The sequence below is a fragment of the Hymenobacter psoromatis genome, assembly GCF_020012125.1.
In the GTDB taxonomy this organism is placed as follows: domain Bacteria; phylum Bacteroidota; class Bacteroidia; order Cytophagales; family Hymenobacteraceae; genus Hymenobacter; species Hymenobacter psoromatis.
In genome coordinates, this window is record NZ_JAIFAG010000001.1 from 2991164 (window position 1) to 3009261 (window position 18098).

Genomic DNA, 18098 nt, shown 5'->3' on the forward strand with positions numbered 1-18098 from the left:
CTACGGGCGGGTAGCCCACCGCGAGTCATAGCGCGTGCCGCCAAACAAATACAGCATCACGGCCCGCGAGTAGCGAAAGGTCAGCGGCGTGGTTACCAGCGTGACGACCGCCACGGCCACCACGTACACCCACACGTCCGGGTCGCCGGCCAGGTAATATAGCCCCACCCCGCACACCGCAAAAATGGCCACCGCGAAGCCGAAGCTGATGTACATCGCCCCGAAATAAAAGCCCGGCTCCGGTTCAAACGTCTGGCTACACACCGGGCACACGTCCGGCATATCCATAAACTTGGTTATGTTAGTGGCCGGGTACGAAAACAGCTTGCCCCGGTGGCAGCGCGGGCAGCGCAGCGCCAGCAGGGCTAGGGTAGAAGACTCGATGGGCGCGGCAGCGGCAGAAGTAGACATGGCAAACGGACAGTTAAAATGACCCGGCAAAGGTACCGGCCCCCTACCCCCCCTACCAGCGCCAAACGCGGGCAAAGACCGCACAAATCAACGCGGGCGGCGAAAGGCTTCGGGGGTCATGCCTACGTGCTTTTTGAAGGCCCGACTGAAATACGACGCTTCGGCGTAGCCCAACGCCTCGGCCAGCTGGGCCACCGAATCGGCGGAGTAGTGCAGCCGACGCTGCGCCTCGGCCATCACGCGGGCCAGGATGAGGCTGCGGGCGGGGCGGCCCACTACGCGCTGGCACACGGCCGTGAGGTGGTTGGGACTCACATGCAGCGCATTGGCGTAAAAAGCTACCGTTTTCTCGTGCCAGAAATGCTGATTGAGCAACTGGCTGAACCGGCGTACCTGTTGGCGGCCCAGCGCCGCGGCCGGGCCTGAGGCCACGGGGTAGCCGCGCGCGGCTAGCTCCAGCACTAGGAACAGATAGGCGGCTACCACCTCCTCGTCGGGTTCGGGGCGGGGCGGCGCTACCTCGGCCCACAGCTGGGCCAGCAGCGGCGCAATGTCGTTGTGGCCCGGCGGCAGGTACACCACCGGCAGCTGGCCGGGGTCGAAGAAGGGGTAGCCGTGCAGGCGGCCGGCCGGGTAGCGTTGCTGGTAGAAGCCAGCCTCGAAAAACACGATGTAGCCCGCCGCGTCGGCGCTCAGCGTCCAGCCGTGCACCTGCCCCGGTGCCAGAAAAAACAGCGCCCCCGGCCGCAGCTCATACGCCTGCAAATCAATGGTGTGCGTGCCCCCGCCCCGCGTGAGGTAGAGCAGCAGGTAAAAATCGTGCGTGTGCGGCGCGCTCACCCCCGGAAACCGCGCCGCGTGGGTTTCGAGCTGCTGCACGTAGTAGGGCCGGCGGCTGGCCGGGCCGGTGGCCTCGGCGGGCGGAAAGGCGGCCAGCGGCAGCACGGGGAGGGTAGCGGCTTTCATAGCGGACGCAAGAAACTACTTCGCCCGGCAACTACCGCTCCCCGGTTTTTTGTAGCGCCGGCCGCCAGTAGCTTTGCCCCCGCCCCTACCCCCCCTCCCATGCTCGAACGCCTCCGCATCCAAAACTTCAAGTCCTGGTAGGATACCAGAAGAAATGTCCCGGCTCCGCAGCAAATAATCACTAAAAAAGCACCTGCCGAACCCGGCAGGTGCTTTTTTTAACTGAATTAAATTCCCTTTAGCGAGTGCCCCTGGCCGGGCGGCCATCGGGGTTGGGCTTGTCTTCCTTGCGCTGCATAGGCGAGGGTGGGGCGGGCTTATCCACGGTGCCGGGGGTAGCCACGGCTGCCTGCTGCATGGGGTTGAGCGGCTGCTGGGCGTTGTTACCCGCTTGCCCGGCCTGGAACATCTCGAAGCGCGAGGCCACCGGCTGGCGGGGGTAGGCGTTGTTACTCAAATCGGTGTCGGCGGTTTGCTGGTAAGGGTCAATCACGAACGACACCACGTTTTTGGGCGACACGATAATCTTGGTCACCTCCTCATTATTCTTGCGCCAGATTTCGGCCGGAATATTCACCAAATCCTGCGTGCCGTCGTCGTAGGTCATCTGAATGACTACCGGCATTACCAGGCCACCCACGTTGCGCAGGCTCAGCTCGTAGAGGTTCAGGTTGCCGTTGAGGCGCTGCTGCTGCTGGGGGCTGAGCGTTTTCAGGTACTGGAAGTAGCGCTGCTTGTCGGCCTCCGTCACGGCTAGTGGGTCGTAGCCGTTGTAGAAATCCTTCAACTCGGGCTTCTCGTCCACAGCGGTTTGCTTGATGTCGGTGGCGTTGCGCTGGGCCGAGAGGGTAGGCACCTGCGCCTGGCGCTCCTGCTGAAGACGGGCGTTTTCGAGGCCGGGATTCTTGGTGTTGGCGCGGTAATACTTCACGCCTTCCAGCGAGATATCGCAGCGGTCGGTGCCGTAAAACCAGCCGCGCCAGAACCAGTCCAGGTCCACGGCCGAGGCGTCCTCCATCGTGCGGAAAAAGTCGGCTGGCTGCGGGTGCTTGTAGGCCCAGCGCGTGGCGTAGGTCTTGAAGGCGTAGTCGAACAGCTCGCGGCCCATCACCGTCTCGCGCAGGATGTTGAGGGCCGTAGCGGGCTTACCGTAGGCATTATTACCAAACTGCAACACCGACTCCGAGTTGGTCATAATCGGCGTTTGCAGGCTCTTATCGGTGCGCATGTAGGCCACGATGTTCTGGGGCTCGCCGCGCCGGCTGGGGTAGCCGCGCTCCCATTCCTGCTCGGTCAGGTACTGGCAAAAGGTATTCAGGCCCTCGTCCATCCAGGTCCACTGGCGCTCGTCCGAGTTCACAATCATCGGGAAGAAGTTATGGCCCACTTCGTGGATAATCACCGAAATCATCCCATATTTCCGGTCGGCCGAGTAAGTGCCGTCTTTCTCGGGCCGGCCGCCGTTGAAGCAAATCATCGGGTACTCCATGCCGCCCACCGGCCCGTGCACCGAGATGGCCACCGGGTAGGCGTAGGGAATGGTGAACTTAGAATACGTCTTGATGGTGTGGGCCACCACCTCCGTCGAGTATTGGCCCCACAGCGGGTTGCCCTCCTTGGGGTAGTAGCTCATGCAAAGCACCGACTTGCCGCTTTCGGTAATGCCCATCGCATCCCAGATGAATTTGCGCGAGGAGCACCAGGCAAAGTCGCGCACGTTTTGGGCGGCGAAGGTCCAGGTTTTGGTGCCGGTGGCGCGGCTGCTTTCGTTGCGCGTGGCCTCGTCCTGGCTCACGATGAGCACCGGCTTTTTGGCCCCGCGGGCCTGCACCAGGCGCTGGCGCTGGGCGCTGGTCAGCACCTGGTCGGGGTTTTGGAGCGTGCCGGTGGCCCCCACGATGTGGTCGGCGGGCGCGGTAATGCTCACCTTATAATTACCGAAGGGCAGCGTAAACTCGCCATTGCCCAAAAACTGCTTGTTCTGCCAGCCCGTCGCGTCCGAATACACCGCCATGCGGGGGTAAAACTGCGCGATTTCGTAGAGGTAGTTCTTATCAGTCGGAAAGTACTCGTAGCCGCTGCGCTCATTTATCTTGAGCTGGTCGTTGATGTTGTAGCTCCACTTGATGCCGAAGGCCACCGACTGCCCCGGCCGCAGGGGGGTAGGCAGGTCGATGCGCATCATGGTGTGGTTGATGACGTGCTGGAGCGGCTGCCCGCCGGCCGTGGTCACGGCCGTTATTTTGTAGCCACCATCAAACTCGGCCGTGGCCAGCTGGTTGTCCAGCTCCTGAAACGAGAAGCGACCGGTGGTAACCTGCGCCACGTTGGTGGCCGTCGTCATCGAGTTCTTGGCCAGAATGTTCTGGTCGAGCTGCACCCAGAGGTAGGTCAGCACGTCGGGCGAGAGGTTGGCGTAGGTAATCGTCTCCGAGCCGGTGATGGCCTGCTTCTGGTCATCGAGGCTCACCTTGATGTTGTAGTCGGCGCGCTGCTGCCAGTACCGCGGGCCGGGCGCGCCGCTGGCGGTGCGGTACTCGTTGGGGGTCGGCAGCAGCGTTTCGAGCTGCGCGAACTTATCGGTACCCGAGTTGGTGGTCTGGGCCCGGCCCAGCAGCGGGGCCAGCAGCAGCCCCAGCCCGGCGGCTAGTAGCGAAATGCGCATAGGTTAAGAGGCAAAAAGAGTCCGTTGTTAAAGTCGGCGAAGATAAGGCCAGGGTTGCGGCAATGGGTGCTGGCGGCCGTGTGAGGGCTGGTATTCCTGCTATTTCACCATTTTGGCTTCCCTACCCTCCCCTATTTTCTGAGCTGCAGTAACAGCAGCGCGGCAACGCCCAGCGCCGCGCCACTGGTCACGAGTACCCAGTCGCGGCGGGCCACCCGAAAGCCACGCAGCACAATAAAGCCCAGCAGCAGAATAGCGCTGACGACCAGCAGCTGCCCCAGCTCTACGCCCAAGTTAAACGACAGCAGTTCGACTACCGGCCGGCTTTGCGTGCCCAGCAGCTCGCGCAGGTAGGTCGAAAATCCTAGCCCGTGAATCAGCCCAAAGGCCACCGCCAGCGCATTGGGAGCCGCCCAGATAATAGACGCCGGGCGGGCGGGCCGCCGCGCCAGCGCCGGGCCTGCCCGCCACATATCCAGCAGTGCCGTAAGCATAATCGTGACCGGAATGAGGGCCTCCACCACCGGCGCGTTTACCTGCACCAGGCCCAGCGTGGCCAGCGCCAGCGTGAGGGAATGGCCCACCGTGAAGCTCGTGACCAGCGCCAGCACCCGCCGCCAGTCGGCCAGCACGTAGGGCGCGCACAAAGCCAGCAGGAAGGTCAGATGGTCGGTGGCCTGCCAGCTGCAAATATGCCGGAAGCCTAACTCAAGGTAGGTGGTGAAGACGGACATCGCCCGCAAAGTTGGCTAAAATCTCCGTAAAGCACCAAAGCGCCCGCCGCGAACGACAGGCGCTTTGAGTAGCTACTCCGGGGAAACAATTTCCTTCCTCCTAAGCGAAATACTCCTTCACTTTCTCAAAAAAGCCCTTCTCGTTCTTGCCGGGATGCGGCGTGAAATTATCCGAATCACGCAGCTTTTCCAGCATTTCGCGCTCCTGGCTGCTCACGTTTTTGGGCGTCCACACATTGAGGTGAATGAGTTGGTCACCGCGGCCGTAGCCGTTCAGGTCCTTGATGCCTTTGCCGCGCAGGCGCAGAATTTTACCGGGCTGCGTGCCGGGCTCTACCTTGATTTTGACTTTGCCCTCGATGGTGGGCACCTCCAGGCTCGCGCCCAGCGCCGCATCAACGAACGAGATATACTGCTCAAACATGATGTTGTTGCCGTCGCGCTTCAGAAATTCGTGCGGCTCCTCCTCAATCTGAATGAGCAGGTCGCCGGGCACGCCACCGCGCTCCGGAAAATTCCCTTTTCCGCTCATGCTCAGCTGCATATCGTTGGCTACGCCGGCCGGAATATTAATCGGAATCACTTCCTCATGCAGCTGCCGCCCCTCGCCCTTGCACACGTCGCAAGTCGTACTGATGGTTTTGCCCTCGCCGTGGCAGGTGGGGCAGGTGCTGGCGCTCACCATCTGGCCCAGCATGGTATTCACTACCCGCTTGGTTTGGCCGCTGCCCTGGCAGGTGGCGCAGGTTTTCAGCTCAGTGCCGTTTTTGGCCCCGGTGCCGCTACACGGCTGGCAGGCCACGTAGCGCTTCACCTTGATTTTTTTCTCCACGCCGTTGGCGATTTCCTCCAAATCAAGCTTAAGCTTGATGCGCAGGTTGGAGCCTTTTTTCACGCGCCGACCCTGCCCGCGCCCGCCGCCAAAAAAGCCCTCGAAGCCGCCACCGCCGCCGAAAATATCGCCGAACTGCGAGAAGATATCCTCCATGTTCTGCGCGTGGCCGCCTCCGCCGCCCGCTTGGTGACCAAACCGGTCGTAGCGCGCCCGCTTGTCGCCATCGCTGAGCACCTCATACGCTTCGGCCGCCTCCTTAAACTTGTCCTCGGCCGTAGGGTCGTCGGGGTTTTTATCGGGGTGATACTTGATAGCCATCTTGCGGTAAGCCGACTTAATAACGTCGCCCTCCGCGTTTTTTGCTATACCTAATACTTCGTAATAATCGCGCTTTCCGGTTGCCATTGTTGCTTGCTACATTTGACCGTCATGCGGAGCCTGCCAAAGCATCATCTACCGTGCGAGTAATCCTAACGATTTAAGTTAGTTGTGCGGCAGAGATGCTTCGGCAGGCTCAGCCTGACCGTTCTGTATGATTGTTCTTTTCTATTGACCTAACACCACTTTCGCGTGGCGGATAACTTTATCGCCCAGGTAGTAGCCTTTTTCAATCTCCTCAACAATCTTGCCGCGCAAATCGTCGCTGGGCGCGGGTATTTGCGTGATGGCCTCGTGCAACTCAGCATCAAAGTCGCCACCCTTGGCGTTCATCGCCGTTAATCCCTTCTGCTGCAAGGTTTTGTTGAGCTTGGTATAAGTAATATCGAGCGCATTTTGCAGCGCGGCGGGGTCCTGGGTATCGTGGGTGTGCAGTCGGGCGCGGTCGAAATCGTCCAGCACGGGTAGCAAAGCCACCATCAGTTCCTGATTGGCGGTTTTGAAGAGGTCGCTCCGCTCCTTGGCGGTGCGGCGCTTGTAGTTCTCAAACTCGGCGGCCAGGCGCAAGTACTTGTCTTTCAAGTCAGCCAGCTCCATTTCGGTGCGGCTGCCAGCTTCATTGGCCCCGTCTTCGGCGGCAAGAGGCTGCTCGGCGGCATGCTCGGCAGTAGGGTCAGTCAGCGGCTGGTCTTCGGGATTCATAGGATTATCGTCAGTCATTTTCTGGAAAAAATGGCGGAATTTGCGGGCGAAAGAATTTCCCATACGGGCAGCCCGTCAGGGACAAGGAGTTTGCCAAAGGTGGGAAGGGTGACAAGTTGACACAAGATTCTAATTTAATCAGGCAAATTATGCTAAATCAAAATCTTGACTTTGCCACCTTAAATAAAGATGCAGGCAATGAGACATGGAATAATACCTTTACTTACTGGTTATTACTGCTGCGTGATTTGCAGAATCCGATTGCGCGACAAGCCAAAGAAGCTTGTGCTATCATGTCATTTCAATATGATATCGAAGACCAAGCCGAGGATGAGGAGAGTCTAATCGGCGACCCTGACTTGATACCCGCCGTTTTTATACCGATTGCACCTGTAACACTAGCCCTTGAATGGTCTCCTTTCCCGGCTGCCATTAACGCACTTGGTAATCCCCTACATTTCGATACTGATGGTGGCGAAACTCTCGCTATTTTTACACCAGCAACAGACTTTGACGCGCCCAATGCAACACCTGATGAAAGGCATTTCGGCTTTTTGCTTCAGCACGCTTGTAAGCGAGCAATCAATACAAAATCCTTGATTTTGTTGGTTGGTTCGCCGGGATGGTCTTATGCATCCGAAGATTTTCTTGAGAGCGCGCCGGATATACAAGAGCTAATGAAAAATTTCGGTTTTGTCTATACACTGCGCAAGCCGCAAAGCTCGTAGCTTACTCGTGCAACGCCCCCCAAATCATATCCTTCAGCCGTTGGATGTTCTTATTAGTGAGGCTGGAGATGAAGACGGTCGGCGGCAAGTCGGGGGGTAGGGAGGCGAGTAGCTCGGCTTCCAGCTCCTCGTCCAGCAGGTCGGCTTTGGTGATGGCGAGCAGGCGCTTTTTGTCCAGCAGCTCGGGGTTGTGCTGTTCCAACTCGTTGAGCAGCACGCGGTATTCGGCGGCGAGGTCGGGGCTGTCGCAGGCTATCATAAAGAGCAGCATGGAGTTGCGCTCGATGTGGCGCAGGAAGCGGGTGCCCAGGCCCCTACCCTCGGCCGCGCCCTCGATGATGCCCGGAATGTCGGCCATCACGAACGATTGGTATTCGCGGTAGGCCACTACCCCCAGGTTGGGCACGAGGGTGGTGAAGGCGTAATCAGCAATCTTGGGCTTGGCCGCCGACACTACCGAAAGCAGCGTGCTCTTGCCGGCATTGGGGAAGCCCACGAGGCCCACGTCGGCGAGCAGTTTCAGCTCTAATATTACCTGCTCCTCCACGGCCGGCTCGCCGGGCTGGGCGTACTGCGGGGCCTGGTTGGTGGAGGTTTTGAAGTGGTCGTTGCCGAGGCCACCGCGCCCGCCCGGCGTGAGGATGCGGCGCTCGCCCTCCTGGGTTATTTCGAGCTTGATTTCGCCGGTTTCGGCATCGCGGGCCACGGTACCCAGCGGCACCTGAATCACAATATCTTCGCCCTGCGCGCCGGTGCGCAGGTTTTCGGCCCCGCCCTGGCCGTCCTGAGCGAAAAGGTGCTTGCGGTATTGCAGGTGCAGCAGGGTCCAGAGCTGGGCGCTGCCTTCCAGGATAATGTGGCCGCCCCTACCCCCATCGCCGCCGTCGGGGCCGCCGTTGGGCAGGCCCTTAGCCCGGAAAAAGTGGTGCGAGCCCGCCCCACCCTTACCCGAGCGGCAGGTGATTTTAACGTAATCGATGAAGTTATTATTAGCCACGGGGGTAAGGAATTGATGATTAAGCGATTGAGTGAATAACACAAAACGGTCATGCTGAGCTTGTCGAAGCATCTCTACCGCGTAACTAACCTCAATGGCAGAAGTCACTTACGCGGTAGAGATGCTTCGACAAGCTCAGCATGACCGTTCTTTTAAGCGTCGGCCGGCCGCGCCACTAGGCGCGCACTTCTTTAGTAGCGGCGGCGGGCGTTTCAGCTTTAGCCACCGGATGCTGGTCAATAATATCGGAAATTTGCCCGAAAATCGTTTCGATTTCGCCGATGCCGTTGAGGGAGTGAAACTTCTGCTGAACATCGTAGAAGCCAGCTACTTGTGCGGTTTCGGTATTGTATACCTGCACGCGGCGGCGGATTTTGGCTTCGTCCTGGTCATCGGGTCGGCCGCTGGTTTTGCCGCGCTCCAGCAGGCGCTTCACCAACTCCTGCTCGCCCACTTCGAGGGCCACCATGCAAGCCACGCCGGTGCTATGCTTAGCCAGCAGGCGGTCGAGGCTTTCGGCCTGGGCCACGGTGCGCGGAAAGCCATCGAAGATGAAACCGGTAGCTTGTTTATTTTTCTCCAACGCACTATCAATCATGCCGATAACTACCTCATCGGGCACCAAAAAACCTTCATCCATCAGTTTTTTGGCTTGCAGGCCCAGGGCGGTGCCTTCGGCAATCTGGGCACGCAACAGGTCGCCGGTACTCAGGTGCACGAGCTTATACTTGGCGATGAGCTTCTGGCTTTGAGTGCCTTTGCCCGCGCCGGGCGGGCCGAAGAGGACGATGTTGAGCATAGAAAAAAGAGGGGTAGGGCGCGAAGGCCGGGGCGGGAAAGATAGCGTAACCTACGAAAAAGCCACCTTACGCGGCTACGTACACGTCGGGCAGGTTGCGACCCAGGCCGTCGTAGTCGAGGCCATAGCCCACCACGAAGTCGTTGGGAATCTCCATAGCCATGTACTTCAAATCCAAGGGGTAGCGTAGGCTGGCGGGCTTAAAGAACATGGCCGCGATTTCAATAGAAGCTGGCTGGTTGGCGCGCAGCGTGGGCAGTAAGTAGTGCACGGTAGTACCGGTATCTACGATGTCTTCGACCAAGATGAGGTCGCGGCCCTGCACATCTTCGCGCAGGCCCATAATTTCCTGCACCTGCCCGGTGCTATCGGTACCCTCGTAGGAAGCCACGCGGATAAACACGATTTCGCAGTCGCCCCGGTAGCGTTTGAGCAGGTCAGTGGCAAACATGAAGCCGCCCGTGAGCACCACCACGAACAGCGGCCGGCGGCCAGCGTAGTCAGCGTTGAGGCGGGCGGCCACCCGGTCGATGGCCGTGGCGATGTCGGCGGCGGCGAGATAAGGCCGGAAAGCCTTGTTGTGGAGCGTAATAAGGGCTTGACCCATGCGGTGGGGAACGGCCGGGGTAGCCGTTTCGGGCTGCAAAGGTACGGCGAGCACCAGCACTGCTTCGGCCTCGGCCCTCACCAGGTCCACATCGGCTTAAAAATTAGCTAATCCTGGCTTTTTTTGGGCAATACGCGGCATTCGTGGCCGCCCGGCTAGCCGGGCTCCTTACTTTGCAGCCTACCCTACCCCCCGCCAGCCATGCCTACTCCCGCCCGCTTTCTCACGCCCTTGCTTGCCGCGGCCCTGCTGCTATCGGCGGCCGCCCTACCCCCGGCTAGGCCTGTGGCCCGGCCGACAGCCTTTCCACCCATTGCGCGCCCCGCCGGGCAGGCGACGGCCGACGGATTCGTACGCCGCCACGGCCGGCTGCGGGTGGCCGGCACCCAGCTCGTGGACCAGCACGGGGCTAAGGTGATGCTGCGGGGTGTGAGCTTCGGTTGGCACAGCCTGTGGCCGCGCTTCTACAACGAGGCGGCCGTGGGGTGGCTGCAAAAGGATTTTAGCTGCAACGTGGTGCGGGCGGCGATGGGCATCGAGGTGGGCGAGCGCAACTATAAGCAGGACCCCGCCTTCTCGAAGGCTAAGGTGGAGGCCGTGGTGGCGGGGGCCATCAAGGCCGATATCTACGTGATTATCGACTGGCACAGCCACAACATCAACTTAGCGGAAGCCAAGGGCTTCTTCGCCGAGATGTCGAAAAAATACGCGAAGTACCCGAACATTATCTACGAGGTTTTCAACGAGCCCGACCAGGAAAGCTGGCCCGAGGCGAAGGCTTATTCGGAGGAAATCATCAAGGTGATTCGGGCCAATGACCCGTCCAATATTATCCTAGTGGGCTGCCCGCACTGGGACCAAGACATCAACCTGCCCGCCGCCGACCCCATCAAGGGCTACGCTAACCTGATGTATACCATGCACTTCTACGCCGCCACGCACGGCAAGTGGCTGCGCGACCGCACCGATGCAGCGCTGGCCAGCGGCCTGCCGGTATTCGTGTCGGAGTCGGCGGGTATGGAAGCCTCCGGCGACGGCCCCCTTAACAACGAAGCTTGGCAAGCATATATTGACTGGATGGAGGCCAAGGGCCTAAGCTGGATTGTGTGGTCGGTTTCGGATAAGGACGAAACATGCTCGATGCTCCAGAAATCGGCCAGCTCGACCGGCCCGTGGCAGGACGCGGACCTGAAGGAATCGGGCTTGAAAACGCGGACGTACCTGCGCCAGTACAACGCGGCGAAATAGCCGGCCCCTACCCCCCGCCGGATGGCTGGGACGTGAGGATAATTCGCCCAGAAGGAAGTCATGCAGACCGAAGGGAAGCATCTCGCCTGAATCGTTGGTTACTATTCCAACGACTCGGACGAGATGCTTCCCTTCGGTCTGCATGACTTCCTTCTGAGCTATAAATGGCCCTGCTGGCTGAGTATCCTCACGCCCTATTTAATTGAAAATCACCTTAGCGTAACTGCCGCAGGGCCGTGAGTAGCACGGCCTCCACAGCGGGGGTAGGGTTTTGGGCGAAGCGCACGTGCGGCTGGCGCAGCTCTACCCGGTCGTGGGTTGGGGCCGGCGCGGCGACGCGCTCGCTACCTACGCGGGCAATGTGCGGGGCGATAACGAGCGAAACGATGCTCATGAGCTTGATAAGAATGTTCATGCTCGGGCCGCTGGTGTCCTTAAAGGGGTCGCCCACGGTGTCACCGGTGACGCTGGCTTTGTGAGCCTCGGAGCCTTTGAATTGCATCACGCCATCGACTAGCACACCTTTTTCAAATGACTTTTTGGCATTATCCCAGGCCCCGCCGGCGTTGCTCTGAAACATGGCCATGAGCACGCCGCTGACCGTGACGCCCGCCAGCGTGCCGCCCAGCACTTCGGGGCCAAAGGCGAAGCCGATAATAATGGGCGTGAGCAACGCGATGGCCCCTGGTGCCACCATCTTGCGGATGGCCGCCTCAGTACTGATGGCTACGCACTTCTCGTACTCGGGCCGCCCGGTGCCTTCCATAATACCCGGAATCTCGCGAAACTGTCGCCGCACTTCCTGCACCATTGCCATCGCTGCCTGTCCTACGGCCTTGATGGCTAGGGCCGAGAAGATGAACGGAATCATGGCCCCCACGAACAAGCCGGCCAGCACGTTGGCGTTGGAAATATCGATGGTGGTAATATTAGCCGTGCCCATGAAGGCCGCGAATAGCGCCAGCGAAGTGAGGGCCGCCGAAGCAATGGCGAAGCCCTTGCCGGTGGCGGCCGTGGTGTTGCCCACGGCATCTAAAATGTCGGTGCGCTCGCGCACTTCCTTAGGTAGCTCGCTCATTTCGGCGATGCCGCCCGCGTTGTCGGCAATGGGGCCGAAGGCATCAATGGCAAGCTGCATGGCGGTGGTGGCCATCATGCCGGCCGCCGCAATGGCCACGCCGTAGAGGCCGGCGAAGCGGTAGCTCAGCACAATGCCGGCCGCCAGCACCAGGATAGGCAGCACGGTACTTTCCATGCCCACCGCCAGCCCACCGATAACGGTGGTGGCGTGGCCGGTACTGCTCTGCTGCACGATGCTATTCACCGGGGGCTTGCCCATCGCAGTGTAGTATTCGGTAATGGTGCTCATCAAAAAGCCTACCCCCAGGCCCACCAGTACGGCGTAAAAAACGTGGTTGGCATCGAAGGTATAGCCGCGGATGGTGATGTCACCGGCCGGCAACAGCCACTTAATCAAGAAGAAAGAGAAAATACCCGATACGATGATGGACACGTTATTGCCCAAGTTGAGCGCGCCCTGCACGCTACCCCCCTCTTTCACCCGCACCGACAGGATGCCCACCAACGAGGCCACGATGCCCAGCCCGGCAATGGCCATCGGCAGCAGAATGGGCGAGAGGCCGCCAAATTGGTCCATGTTGCCCAGGCGCACTTCGCGGCCCAGCACCATCGTGGCCAGGATGGTGGCCACGTAGGAGCCGAAGAGGTCGGCCCCCATGCCGGCCACGTCGCCCACGTTATCGCCCACGTTGTCAGCGATGGTGGCGGGGTTGCGCGGGTCATCCTCCGGGATGCCGGCTTCCACCTTGCCCACGAGGTCGGCCCCCACGTCGGCGGCTTTGGTATAAATGCCGCCCCCTACTCTGGCAAACAGCGCGATGCTCTCGGCTCCCAGCGAGAAGCCGGTGAGCACTTCGAGTGCCTTTTCCATTTCTGCGCCCGTAGCTAAGCCGCTTGGCACGAACAGTTTATAAAAGATAATAAACAGCGTGCCCAGCCCCAGCACGGCCAGCCCCGCTACCCCCATGCCCATCACGGAGCCGCCCGAGAACGACACGTTCAGGGCCTGCGTGAGGGAGGTGCGGGCCGCCTGCGCCGTGCGGACGTTAGCCTTGGTGGCAATTTTCATCCCGATGTAGCCCGCTGTGGCCGAAAATATCGCCCCAATCAGAAAGGCAATAATGATGACCGGGCTGGATTTCTCGCCCGTAAAACCCAGGTAGCCCAGAAACAGCGAGGCAATGAGCGCAAACAGCGCCAGCACCCGGTATTCGGCCTTGAGAAAGGCAATGGCCCCGTCGGCGATGTAGCCGGCAATGGTTTGCATTCGGGCATCGCCGGCATCTTGCCGGGCCACCCAGCCCGAGCGCAGCCAGGTATAAAGCAAGGCAAAAATACCCAGCGCGGGCACCGCGTAGAGAATGGTAGGCATAAGCAGCAGCAGTTTGGGGTGGGAAAGGAAATCTAAGCTTGTGACAATGAGCCTAGATGGGCAAATGTAGGCGACTGGGCCTATAATTCGCGCAGTAAAGCCTGATAAAGCGCTACCATGCTGGTAATGTCGGCCTTAGCCACTATTTCATTGGGCGTGTGTACGTGGTCTTCGGGCGCGCCCACGAAGCACCAGTCCCAGGCAATATCGCTGCGCTGCAAGTCCTGAGCATCGGAACTCCCTACCCCCTCCACTTCCACCTGGTGCGCGATGCCCGCTGCCCGCGCAATGGCCCGGATGCGCTCGACGTAGCCGCGGCGCGGAATGAGCGAGTCGCGCAGCGAAATCACGCAGCCGGCACCGGGCCTTACCCCCTCCGTGACCCAGGTAATGTCGCAGATGAGGGCCTGCCGCACGCCGTAGGTATCATAGATAAACCGGGCCAGGTAGGGCACCGAGCCGCCGCCGTGCTCCTCGCCGCACGAAAACGCGATAATGCCGTGTTCCAGGGTTTCGGCCAGGCGCAGGGCGGCCCACACGCCCAGGCGATTGTCGAGGTAGCAGCTTTGCACAGTGGTGTCAGTTTCGCGAAAGTCGCAGGCAAAGGTCAGGCTTGTGCCGGGGTCAATAACTCGGCTGAACTCATAGCCAAGCCCCTCGGTTTCGTCTTCATCGTGAGCCACTTCCTCCACCGTCAGCGTACAAGCAATCTCGTCTTGCGAATCGCGCCCCACCAGCTGGTAGCCCGCCGCGCACTCGGGCCCGCCGATGGGCACCAGCCCGCGCCCGTAGCGCACCGTGAAGCCGATGCTATCGAGGTGCGCAAACACGGCCGTGCGCGGCTGCCCGAACACCAGCAGCAGACAGTCTTGAAACCGGGCTTCGTCGTGCACCACCAGCGGCGGCTGCCGCCAGCCAGGGCCGTGGGCATGCACGTAGTCGAGCAAAAAGCGCGTCAGGGCGGCTTCTTCGCCCGACGGGGCCGGAATTTGGCAAAGCGTGCGGAGCAGCTGCATCGGCGGGGGGTAGGGGGAGTTTGGATAAAGCTAAGACCGCCGCCGTACTTTCGTAAGTCTATTGTCTATTCGCAAGCAGTTCCGGCTGGTTGCCCAAGTGCTTTTTTGCCTGCATGTCCACTCCCGTTTGGTTTTTCCGGTTGCTGTTGGTAATGGTGGGGGTTTTAGGACTTGGCCTCCCCGGCTGGGCCCAGCAAACGCCCGATACTACCCGCCTGCGCGTGGGCGAGGTACCCGCCATGCGCACCATTGAGGTCGATACGGTGAACGTGCTGCCCACCGCCGCCGACACCAAAGGCTGGCTTTTATTGGATAAGGACATTCAATTGGAGCTGGACGGCGCAGTGCAGAACCTCTACAATTTCAAGTACGAAAAGGCAGAAAAGCAATTTCGCTCGTTGCGCCGCCGCTACCCCCACCACCCCATGCCCTACTTCCTGCTGGGCCTGAGCACCTGGTGGAAAATAATGCCCACCAACTTCGACAGTAAGCAGTACGACCGACTTTTCTTCGCTTACATGGATACGGCCAACACCTACGCCGAGCGCATGATAAAGGAGGACCCGCACAACTACGAAGCCTATTTTTTCCTTTCGGCCGCCAACGGTTTCGATGCCCGCCTCAACGCCGAGCGCCACAACTGGCGTAAGGCTACCTTCAGCAGCAAGCGCTCGCTCACCTACCTCCAGAAAAGCAGCGAGGCCAACGGCCTGAGCCCCGAGTTTTTATTCGGCGAAGCACTGTTTAATTATTACGCCGTCTGGATTCCCGAAAACTACCCGCTGCTCAAGCCAGTCCTACTATTTTTTCCAAAGGGTAATAAGCAATTGGGCTTAAGCCAATTGCGCACGGTAGCCAACAATGCGTTCTACACCGGAGTCGAGGCCAAGGTATTCCTGATGAAGCTGCTGCACAACGATGAGCACCAGACGGCCGCCGCCATGCCCGTAGCCCGCGGCCTAGCCCTCAAGTACCCCGACAATGGCTACTTTGCCCGCTTCTACGCCCTGCTCTGTTTTGACCAAGCCGATTTTACGGAGTGCGAGCGTGTAAGCCACGATATTCTCGATAAAATCAACGCGGGAATGCCCGGTTATGAAGCCAGCAGCGGCCGTTACGCCGCCTACTTCATGGGCTACCTCATGCAGTATAAGTACCGCGACTTGGAGAAAGCCAAGGATTACTACCAGCGCTGCATCGTCTTCGCCGAAAGCAACGGCGAAACCGACGGCGGCTTTTACCTTTTCGCCAACGCCAACCTGGCCCGCATGGCCGACCACGACCGCGACCTGGTAGCCGCCCGCCGCTACTACGAGGTAGTAGCCGACAAAGCCGACCACAAGTCGGACCAGTACAAGGAAGCCAAGGCGTGGCTAAAAAAGCATAGAGAATAACAGGTTAGCAAATGGCCCTCGGATTAAATGATTTATTTCTAACGCCGCTGTATCTGGCGCTGTTTTATGGACTGGCCTATGCGGTCCGTCCACGAGTCACTAATGTATATACTCGGCCCTATTTTATTCCGGCTCTTACATTAAAATTTATTGGTGCTATTTCAGTAGGACTCATTTACACGTTTTATTACAGCGGTGGTGATACCATTAATTATTATAACCATGCCAGCTTGGTTTATCAAGCTTTCGGCGATTCTTTCCCTATAGGCTGGAAATTGCTTACTACTAATGGCTACCCGGACCCGGCTATTTCGAAATATACGAGTCAGATGTTTTGGTTTGGCCACGATTCCAATGAGTATTTTATTGTACGGGTCGCGGGTGTTTGTGCTTTACTAGATTTTGATACTTACACCGTAACAGCTTTGATTTTTGCGCTGCTTAGCTTCAGTGGCATTTGGGCAATGTACATGACATTTGCAAAAATTCGCCCCGCCATATACAAGCAGTTAGGTATCGCCGTTTTTTTCATTCCCTCCGTCTTCTTCTGGGGTTCGGGTTTAATGAAAGACTCTCTCTGCCTAGGTGCCCTAGGCTGGGTCTTTTATGCTTTTTATAGGGGAGCTATAGAGAAGCGGAATATACTACGTGCCCTTCTCATTGGAGGCTTAGCTGCGGTTCCGCTGGTGGCCACTAAAATTTATATCCTCCTGGCGTTCCTACCCCCCGCACTATTGTGGGTATTCAATGAGAATAGCGCCCGCATCCGCAACCCGACGCTGCGCATAGCTGCTCGCCCACTCCTGTTAGGTATTGGCGGAGTCTTGGGTTTCTTTGCCGCTACTCACCTCACGGCTGGCGATGCGCGCTTTGATGTTGATAAAATTGGGGCACGCAGCAAGATTACAGCTGATTACCTCTATGAGGTCAGTCAAAAGCAGGAAGGGTCCGGCTACAAACTCGGCGAGTTGGACGGTAGTATCGGCAGCATCATCAAGCTTGGCCCCCAGGCAATAGTGGTGACTTTATTTCGCCCGTTCATTTGGGAAGCTCGCAACCCAGTTATGCTTCTTTCCGCGCTCGAGGCCGCTTATTTTTTGTTTTTTACACTGCGTATCTTTTACCGAAACGGTTTCTTTCGCACGCTTCGCTTAATTGCTTCCACTCCTATTCTCACGCTTTGCTTCGTATTTGTCCTCGTTTTTGCCGTGGCAGTAGGTACGTCAACGTCGAATTTTGGCACGCTGGTACGCTATAAGATTCCACTTATTCCCTTCTACATGTGCGGCTTGCTCATTACCGAGAGTATGAGCCAGCCGCAACGAAAGCAGGCTGCGGTCAAGGCACTACGCCCAGCGTGGCGGTAGCGGTTATTTAATACCGTTGCGGCGGCGATTAGTCAGATACTCGCGTAGGGTTGGGTGCGACCACAGGCGTGAAGTACCTTCCGGGGCGGGTTGTAGCTGCACTTTATTAGTCAGGGCGGCTCGTATGGCTCTCTTCAGCAGGGGTAGGCCGGCAATGAGTTGGAGCAAGGGGTAGGTAGCGAATGTGTCTTCCTCGCTCGGCTGAATAAGGGCTTGTGCAATAATACCGCCCGTATCAATGCCCGCATCTACCAAGTGCACGGATACCCCACAGTGAGCGGCATCATGGTTAGCCAGCGCCCAGTAGCCACCGTGCACCCCGCGGTAGAGAGGCGTAATACCCGCGTGCGTATTAATAAAAGGGCAGGATACACTGGTAAGCACCCGCTTGGCAATGATACGGGTACCATTTACCACCACTACATCCGGATTCAGCGCTTGCAGCGCTGCTATACATTCCGAGGAATTCACCGAGGCTACTTGAATGGTGCGGTCGGCGGGCAAGGGCTGGTCGCTAAGACAATGCGCGTTCTTGAGCGCCCGTAGCCGCGGCTGAGCGGCCCGCCCAAGTGGAATAGCTATCATTAACTTAAAGGCTATCTGGCCTAGCACGGTGCTCCACCCAAGCTTCTGGGCCCGCCGCCTCAGGAGCTGCTGCTGACTTACCGGCGCTTCAACAATAATGCGATGCACGCCAAATTCGGCATCTAGGGCATGAAATAGTATATCGGTTGATTCGCCATTACCAGCTAACAGCACAATTTTCTTACCGGCAAACTCAGGGTCAGTACTCATATAG

16 protein-coding genes are annotated in these 18098 nt (G+C 58.9%); 4 read left to right on the forward strand and 12 right to left on the reverse strand.

What is annotated here, in order from left to right:
* The 6 genes from LC531_RS12995 to LC531_RS13020 all read right to left on the reverse strand — a co-directional run bounded on the left by LC531_RS12995 (window position 1) and on the right by LC531_RS13020 (window position 6709).
* Window positions 1-411, reverse strand: coding sequence for a DUF983 domain-containing protein (locus LC531_RS12995; protein WP_223650846.1), 411 nt, complete (start codon window positions 409-411; stop codon window positions 1-3).
* 87 nt (window positions 412-498) lie between these two features.
* Window positions 499-1377 (reverse strand): AraC family transcriptional regulator, encoded by an 879-nt coding sequence (locus LC531_RS13000; protein WP_223650854.1) that lies wholly within the window; start codon window positions 1375-1377, stop codon window positions 499-501.
* Between the two features lie 238 nt (window positions 1378-1615).
* The gene (locus LC531_RS13005) at window positions 1616-4042 is read right to left on the reverse strand and encodes a M1 family metallopeptidase (RefSeq protein WP_223650856.1); all 2427 of its coding nucleotides are present in this window, start codon (window positions 4040-4042) and stop codon (window positions 1616-1618) included.
* 131 nt (window positions 4043-4173) lie between these two features.
* Entirely contained in the window at window positions 4174-4776 is a 603-nt protein-coding gene (locus tag LC531_RS13010) for a HupE/UreJ family protein (RefSeq protein WP_223650859.1), read from the reverse strand.
* A 100-nt stretch (window positions 4777-4876) separates the two neighbouring features.
* Window positions 4877-6016, reverse strand: coding sequence for a molecular chaperone DnaJ (gene dnaJ / locus LC531_RS13015; RefSeq protein WP_223650861.1), 1140 nt, complete (start codon window positions 6014-6016; stop codon window positions 4877-4879).
* A 141-nt stretch (window positions 6017-6157) separates the two neighbouring features.
* The gene (locus tag LC531_RS13020) at window positions 6158-6709 is read right to left on the reverse strand and encodes a nucleotide exchange factor GrpE (protein ID WP_223650863.1); all 552 of its coding nucleotides are present in this window, start codon (window positions 6707-6709) and stop codon (window positions 6158-6160) included.
* Window positions 6710-6840: 131 nt separating this feature from the next.
* Here LC531_RS13020 and LC531_RS13025 point away from each other — a divergent pair, with 131 nt between their 5' ends.
* Window positions 6841-7419 (forward strand): hypothetical protein, encoded by a 579-nt coding sequence (locus LC531_RS13025; RefSeq protein WP_223650865.1) that lies wholly within the window; start codon window positions 6841-6843, stop codon window positions 7417-7419.
* Window position 7420: 1 nt separating this feature from the next.
* Here LC531_RS13025 and obgE read toward each other — a convergent pair whose 3' ends face one another.
* The 3 genes from obgE to LC531_RS13040 form a co-directional block, all read right to left on the reverse strand.
* On the reverse strand, window positions 7421-8416 hold the full coding sequence (gene obgE / locus LC531_RS13030) for a GTPase ObgE (protein ID WP_223650867.1): 996 nt from the start codon (window positions 8414-8416) through the stop codon (window positions 7421-7423).
* 175 nt (window positions 8417-8591) lie between these two features.
* A complete protein-coding gene (locus LC531_RS13035; RefSeq protein ID WP_223650869.1) occupies window positions 8592-9215 on the reverse strand; it encodes an adenylate kinase in 624 nt (207 codons plus the stop codon).
* 67 nt (window positions 9216-9282) lie between these two features.
* Window positions 9283-9912 carry a phosphoribosyltransferase gene (locus tag LC531_RS13040; protein WP_223650871.1) on the reverse strand — a complete coding sequence of 210 codons (630 nt, stop codon included), beginning with the start codon at window positions 9910-9912 and terminating at the stop codon, window positions 9283-9285.
* A gap of 111 nt (window positions 9913-10023) precedes the next feature.
* Between LC531_RS13040 and LC531_RS13045 the strand changes: the two genes are divergently transcribed.
* Window positions 10024-11070: a glycoside hydrolase family 5 protein gene (locus LC531_RS13045; protein ID WP_223650873.1), complete on the forward strand. Its 1047-nt coding sequence runs from the start codon at window positions 10024-10026 to the stop codon at window positions 11068-11070.
* 214 nt (window positions 11071-11284) lie between these two features.
* On the opposite strand, the gene LC531_RS13050 is transcribed toward LC531_RS13045, so the two are convergent.
* Window positions 11285-13522 (reverse strand): sodium-translocating pyrophosphatase, encoded by a 2238-nt coding sequence (locus LC531_RS13050; RefSeq protein WP_223650875.1) that lies wholly within the window; start codon window positions 13520-13522, stop codon window positions 11285-11287.
* Window positions 13523-13602: 80 nt separating this feature from the next.
* Window positions 13603-14538: a M20/M25/M40 family metallo-hydrolase gene (locus LC531_RS13055; protein ID WP_223650876.1), complete on the reverse strand. Its 936-nt coding sequence runs from the start codon at window positions 14536-14538 to the stop codon at window positions 13603-13605.
* Between the two features lie 113 nt (window positions 14539-14651).
* Here LC531_RS13055 and LC531_RS13060 point away from each other — a divergent pair, with 113 nt between their 5' ends.
* Together LC531_RS13060 and LC531_RS13065 are read left to right on the forward strand one after the other, a co-directional pair.
* Window positions 14652-15932 (forward strand): tetratricopeptide repeat protein, encoded by a 1281-nt coding sequence (locus tag LC531_RS13060; protein WP_223650878.1) that lies wholly within the window; start codon window positions 14652-14654, stop codon window positions 15930-15932.
* Window positions 15933-15943: 11 nt separating this feature from the next.
* On the forward strand, window positions 15944-17299 hold the full coding sequence (locus LC531_RS13065; protein WP_223650880.1) for a hypothetical protein: 1356 nt from the start codon (window positions 15944-15946) through the stop codon (window positions 17297-17299).
* Between the two features lie 3 nt (window positions 17300-17302).
* Here LC531_RS13065 and LC531_RS13070 read toward each other — a convergent pair whose 3' ends face one another.
* Complete coding sequence (locus LC531_RS13070; RefSeq protein ID WP_223650882.1) at window positions 17303-18094, reverse strand: formyl transferase; 792 nt, start codon at window positions 18092-18094, stop codon at window positions 17303-17305.
* Window positions 18095-18098 lie beyond the last annotated feature (4 nt).

Bases quoted from the DNA above. Each gene is read 5' to 3' on its own strand.
- dnaJ (WP_223650861.1), bottom strand. From the start codon at position 6,016: ATGGCAACCGGAAAGCGCGATTATTACGAAGTATTAGGTATAGCAAAA.
- LC531_RS13055 (WP_223650876.1), bottom strand. From the start codon at position 14,538: ATGCAGCTGCTCCGCACGCTTTGCCAAATTCCGGCCCCGTCGGGCGAA.
- LC531_RS13070 (WP_223650882.1), bottom strand. From the start codon at position 18,094: ATGAGTACTGACCCTGAGTTTGCCGGTAAGAAAATTGTGCTGTTAGCT.
- LC531_RS13020 (WP_223650863.1), bottom strand. From the start codon at position 6,709: ATGACTGACGATAATCCTATGAATCCCGAAGACCAGCCGCTGACTGAC.
- LC531_RS13005 (WP_223650856.1), bottom strand. From the start codon at position 4,042: ATGCGCATTTCGCTACTAGCCGCCGGGCTGGGGCTGCTGCTGGCCCCG.
- LC531_RS13010 (WP_223650859.1), bottom strand. From the start codon at position 4,776: ATGTCCGTCTTCACCACCTACCTTGAGTTAGGCTTCCGGCATATTTGC.
- LC531_RS13035 (WP_223650869.1), bottom strand. From the start codon at position 9,215: ATGCTCAACATCGTCCTCTTCGGCCCGCCCGGCGCGGGCAAAGGCACT.
- LC531_RS13025 (WP_223650865.1), top strand. From the start codon at position 6,841: ATGCTAAATCAAAATCTTGACTTTGCCACCTTAAATAAAGATGCAGGC.
- LC531_RS13000 (WP_223650854.1), bottom strand. From the start codon at position 1,377: ATGAAAGCCGCTACCCTCCCCGTGCTGCCGCTGGCCGCCTTTCCGCCC.
- LC531_RS13065 (WP_223650880.1), top strand. From the start codon at position 15,944: ATGGCCCTCGGATTAAATGATTTATTTCTAACGCCGCTGTATCTGGCG.
- LC531_RS13045 (WP_223650873.1), top strand. From the start codon at position 10,024: ATGCCTACTCCCGCCCGCTTTCTCACGCCCTTGCTTGCCGCGGCCCTG.
- LC531_RS13050 (WP_223650875.1), bottom strand. From the start codon at position 13,522: ATGCCTACCATTCTCTACGCGGTGCCCGCGCTGGGTATTTTTGCCTTG.
- LC531_RS13060 (WP_223650878.1), top strand. From the start codon at position 14,652: ATGTCCACTCCCGTTTGGTTTTTCCGGTTGCTGTTGGTAATGGTGGGG.
- LC531_RS12995 (WP_223650846.1), bottom strand. From the start codon at position 411: ATGTCTACTTCTGCCGCTGCCGCGCCCATCGAGTCTTCTACCCTAGCC.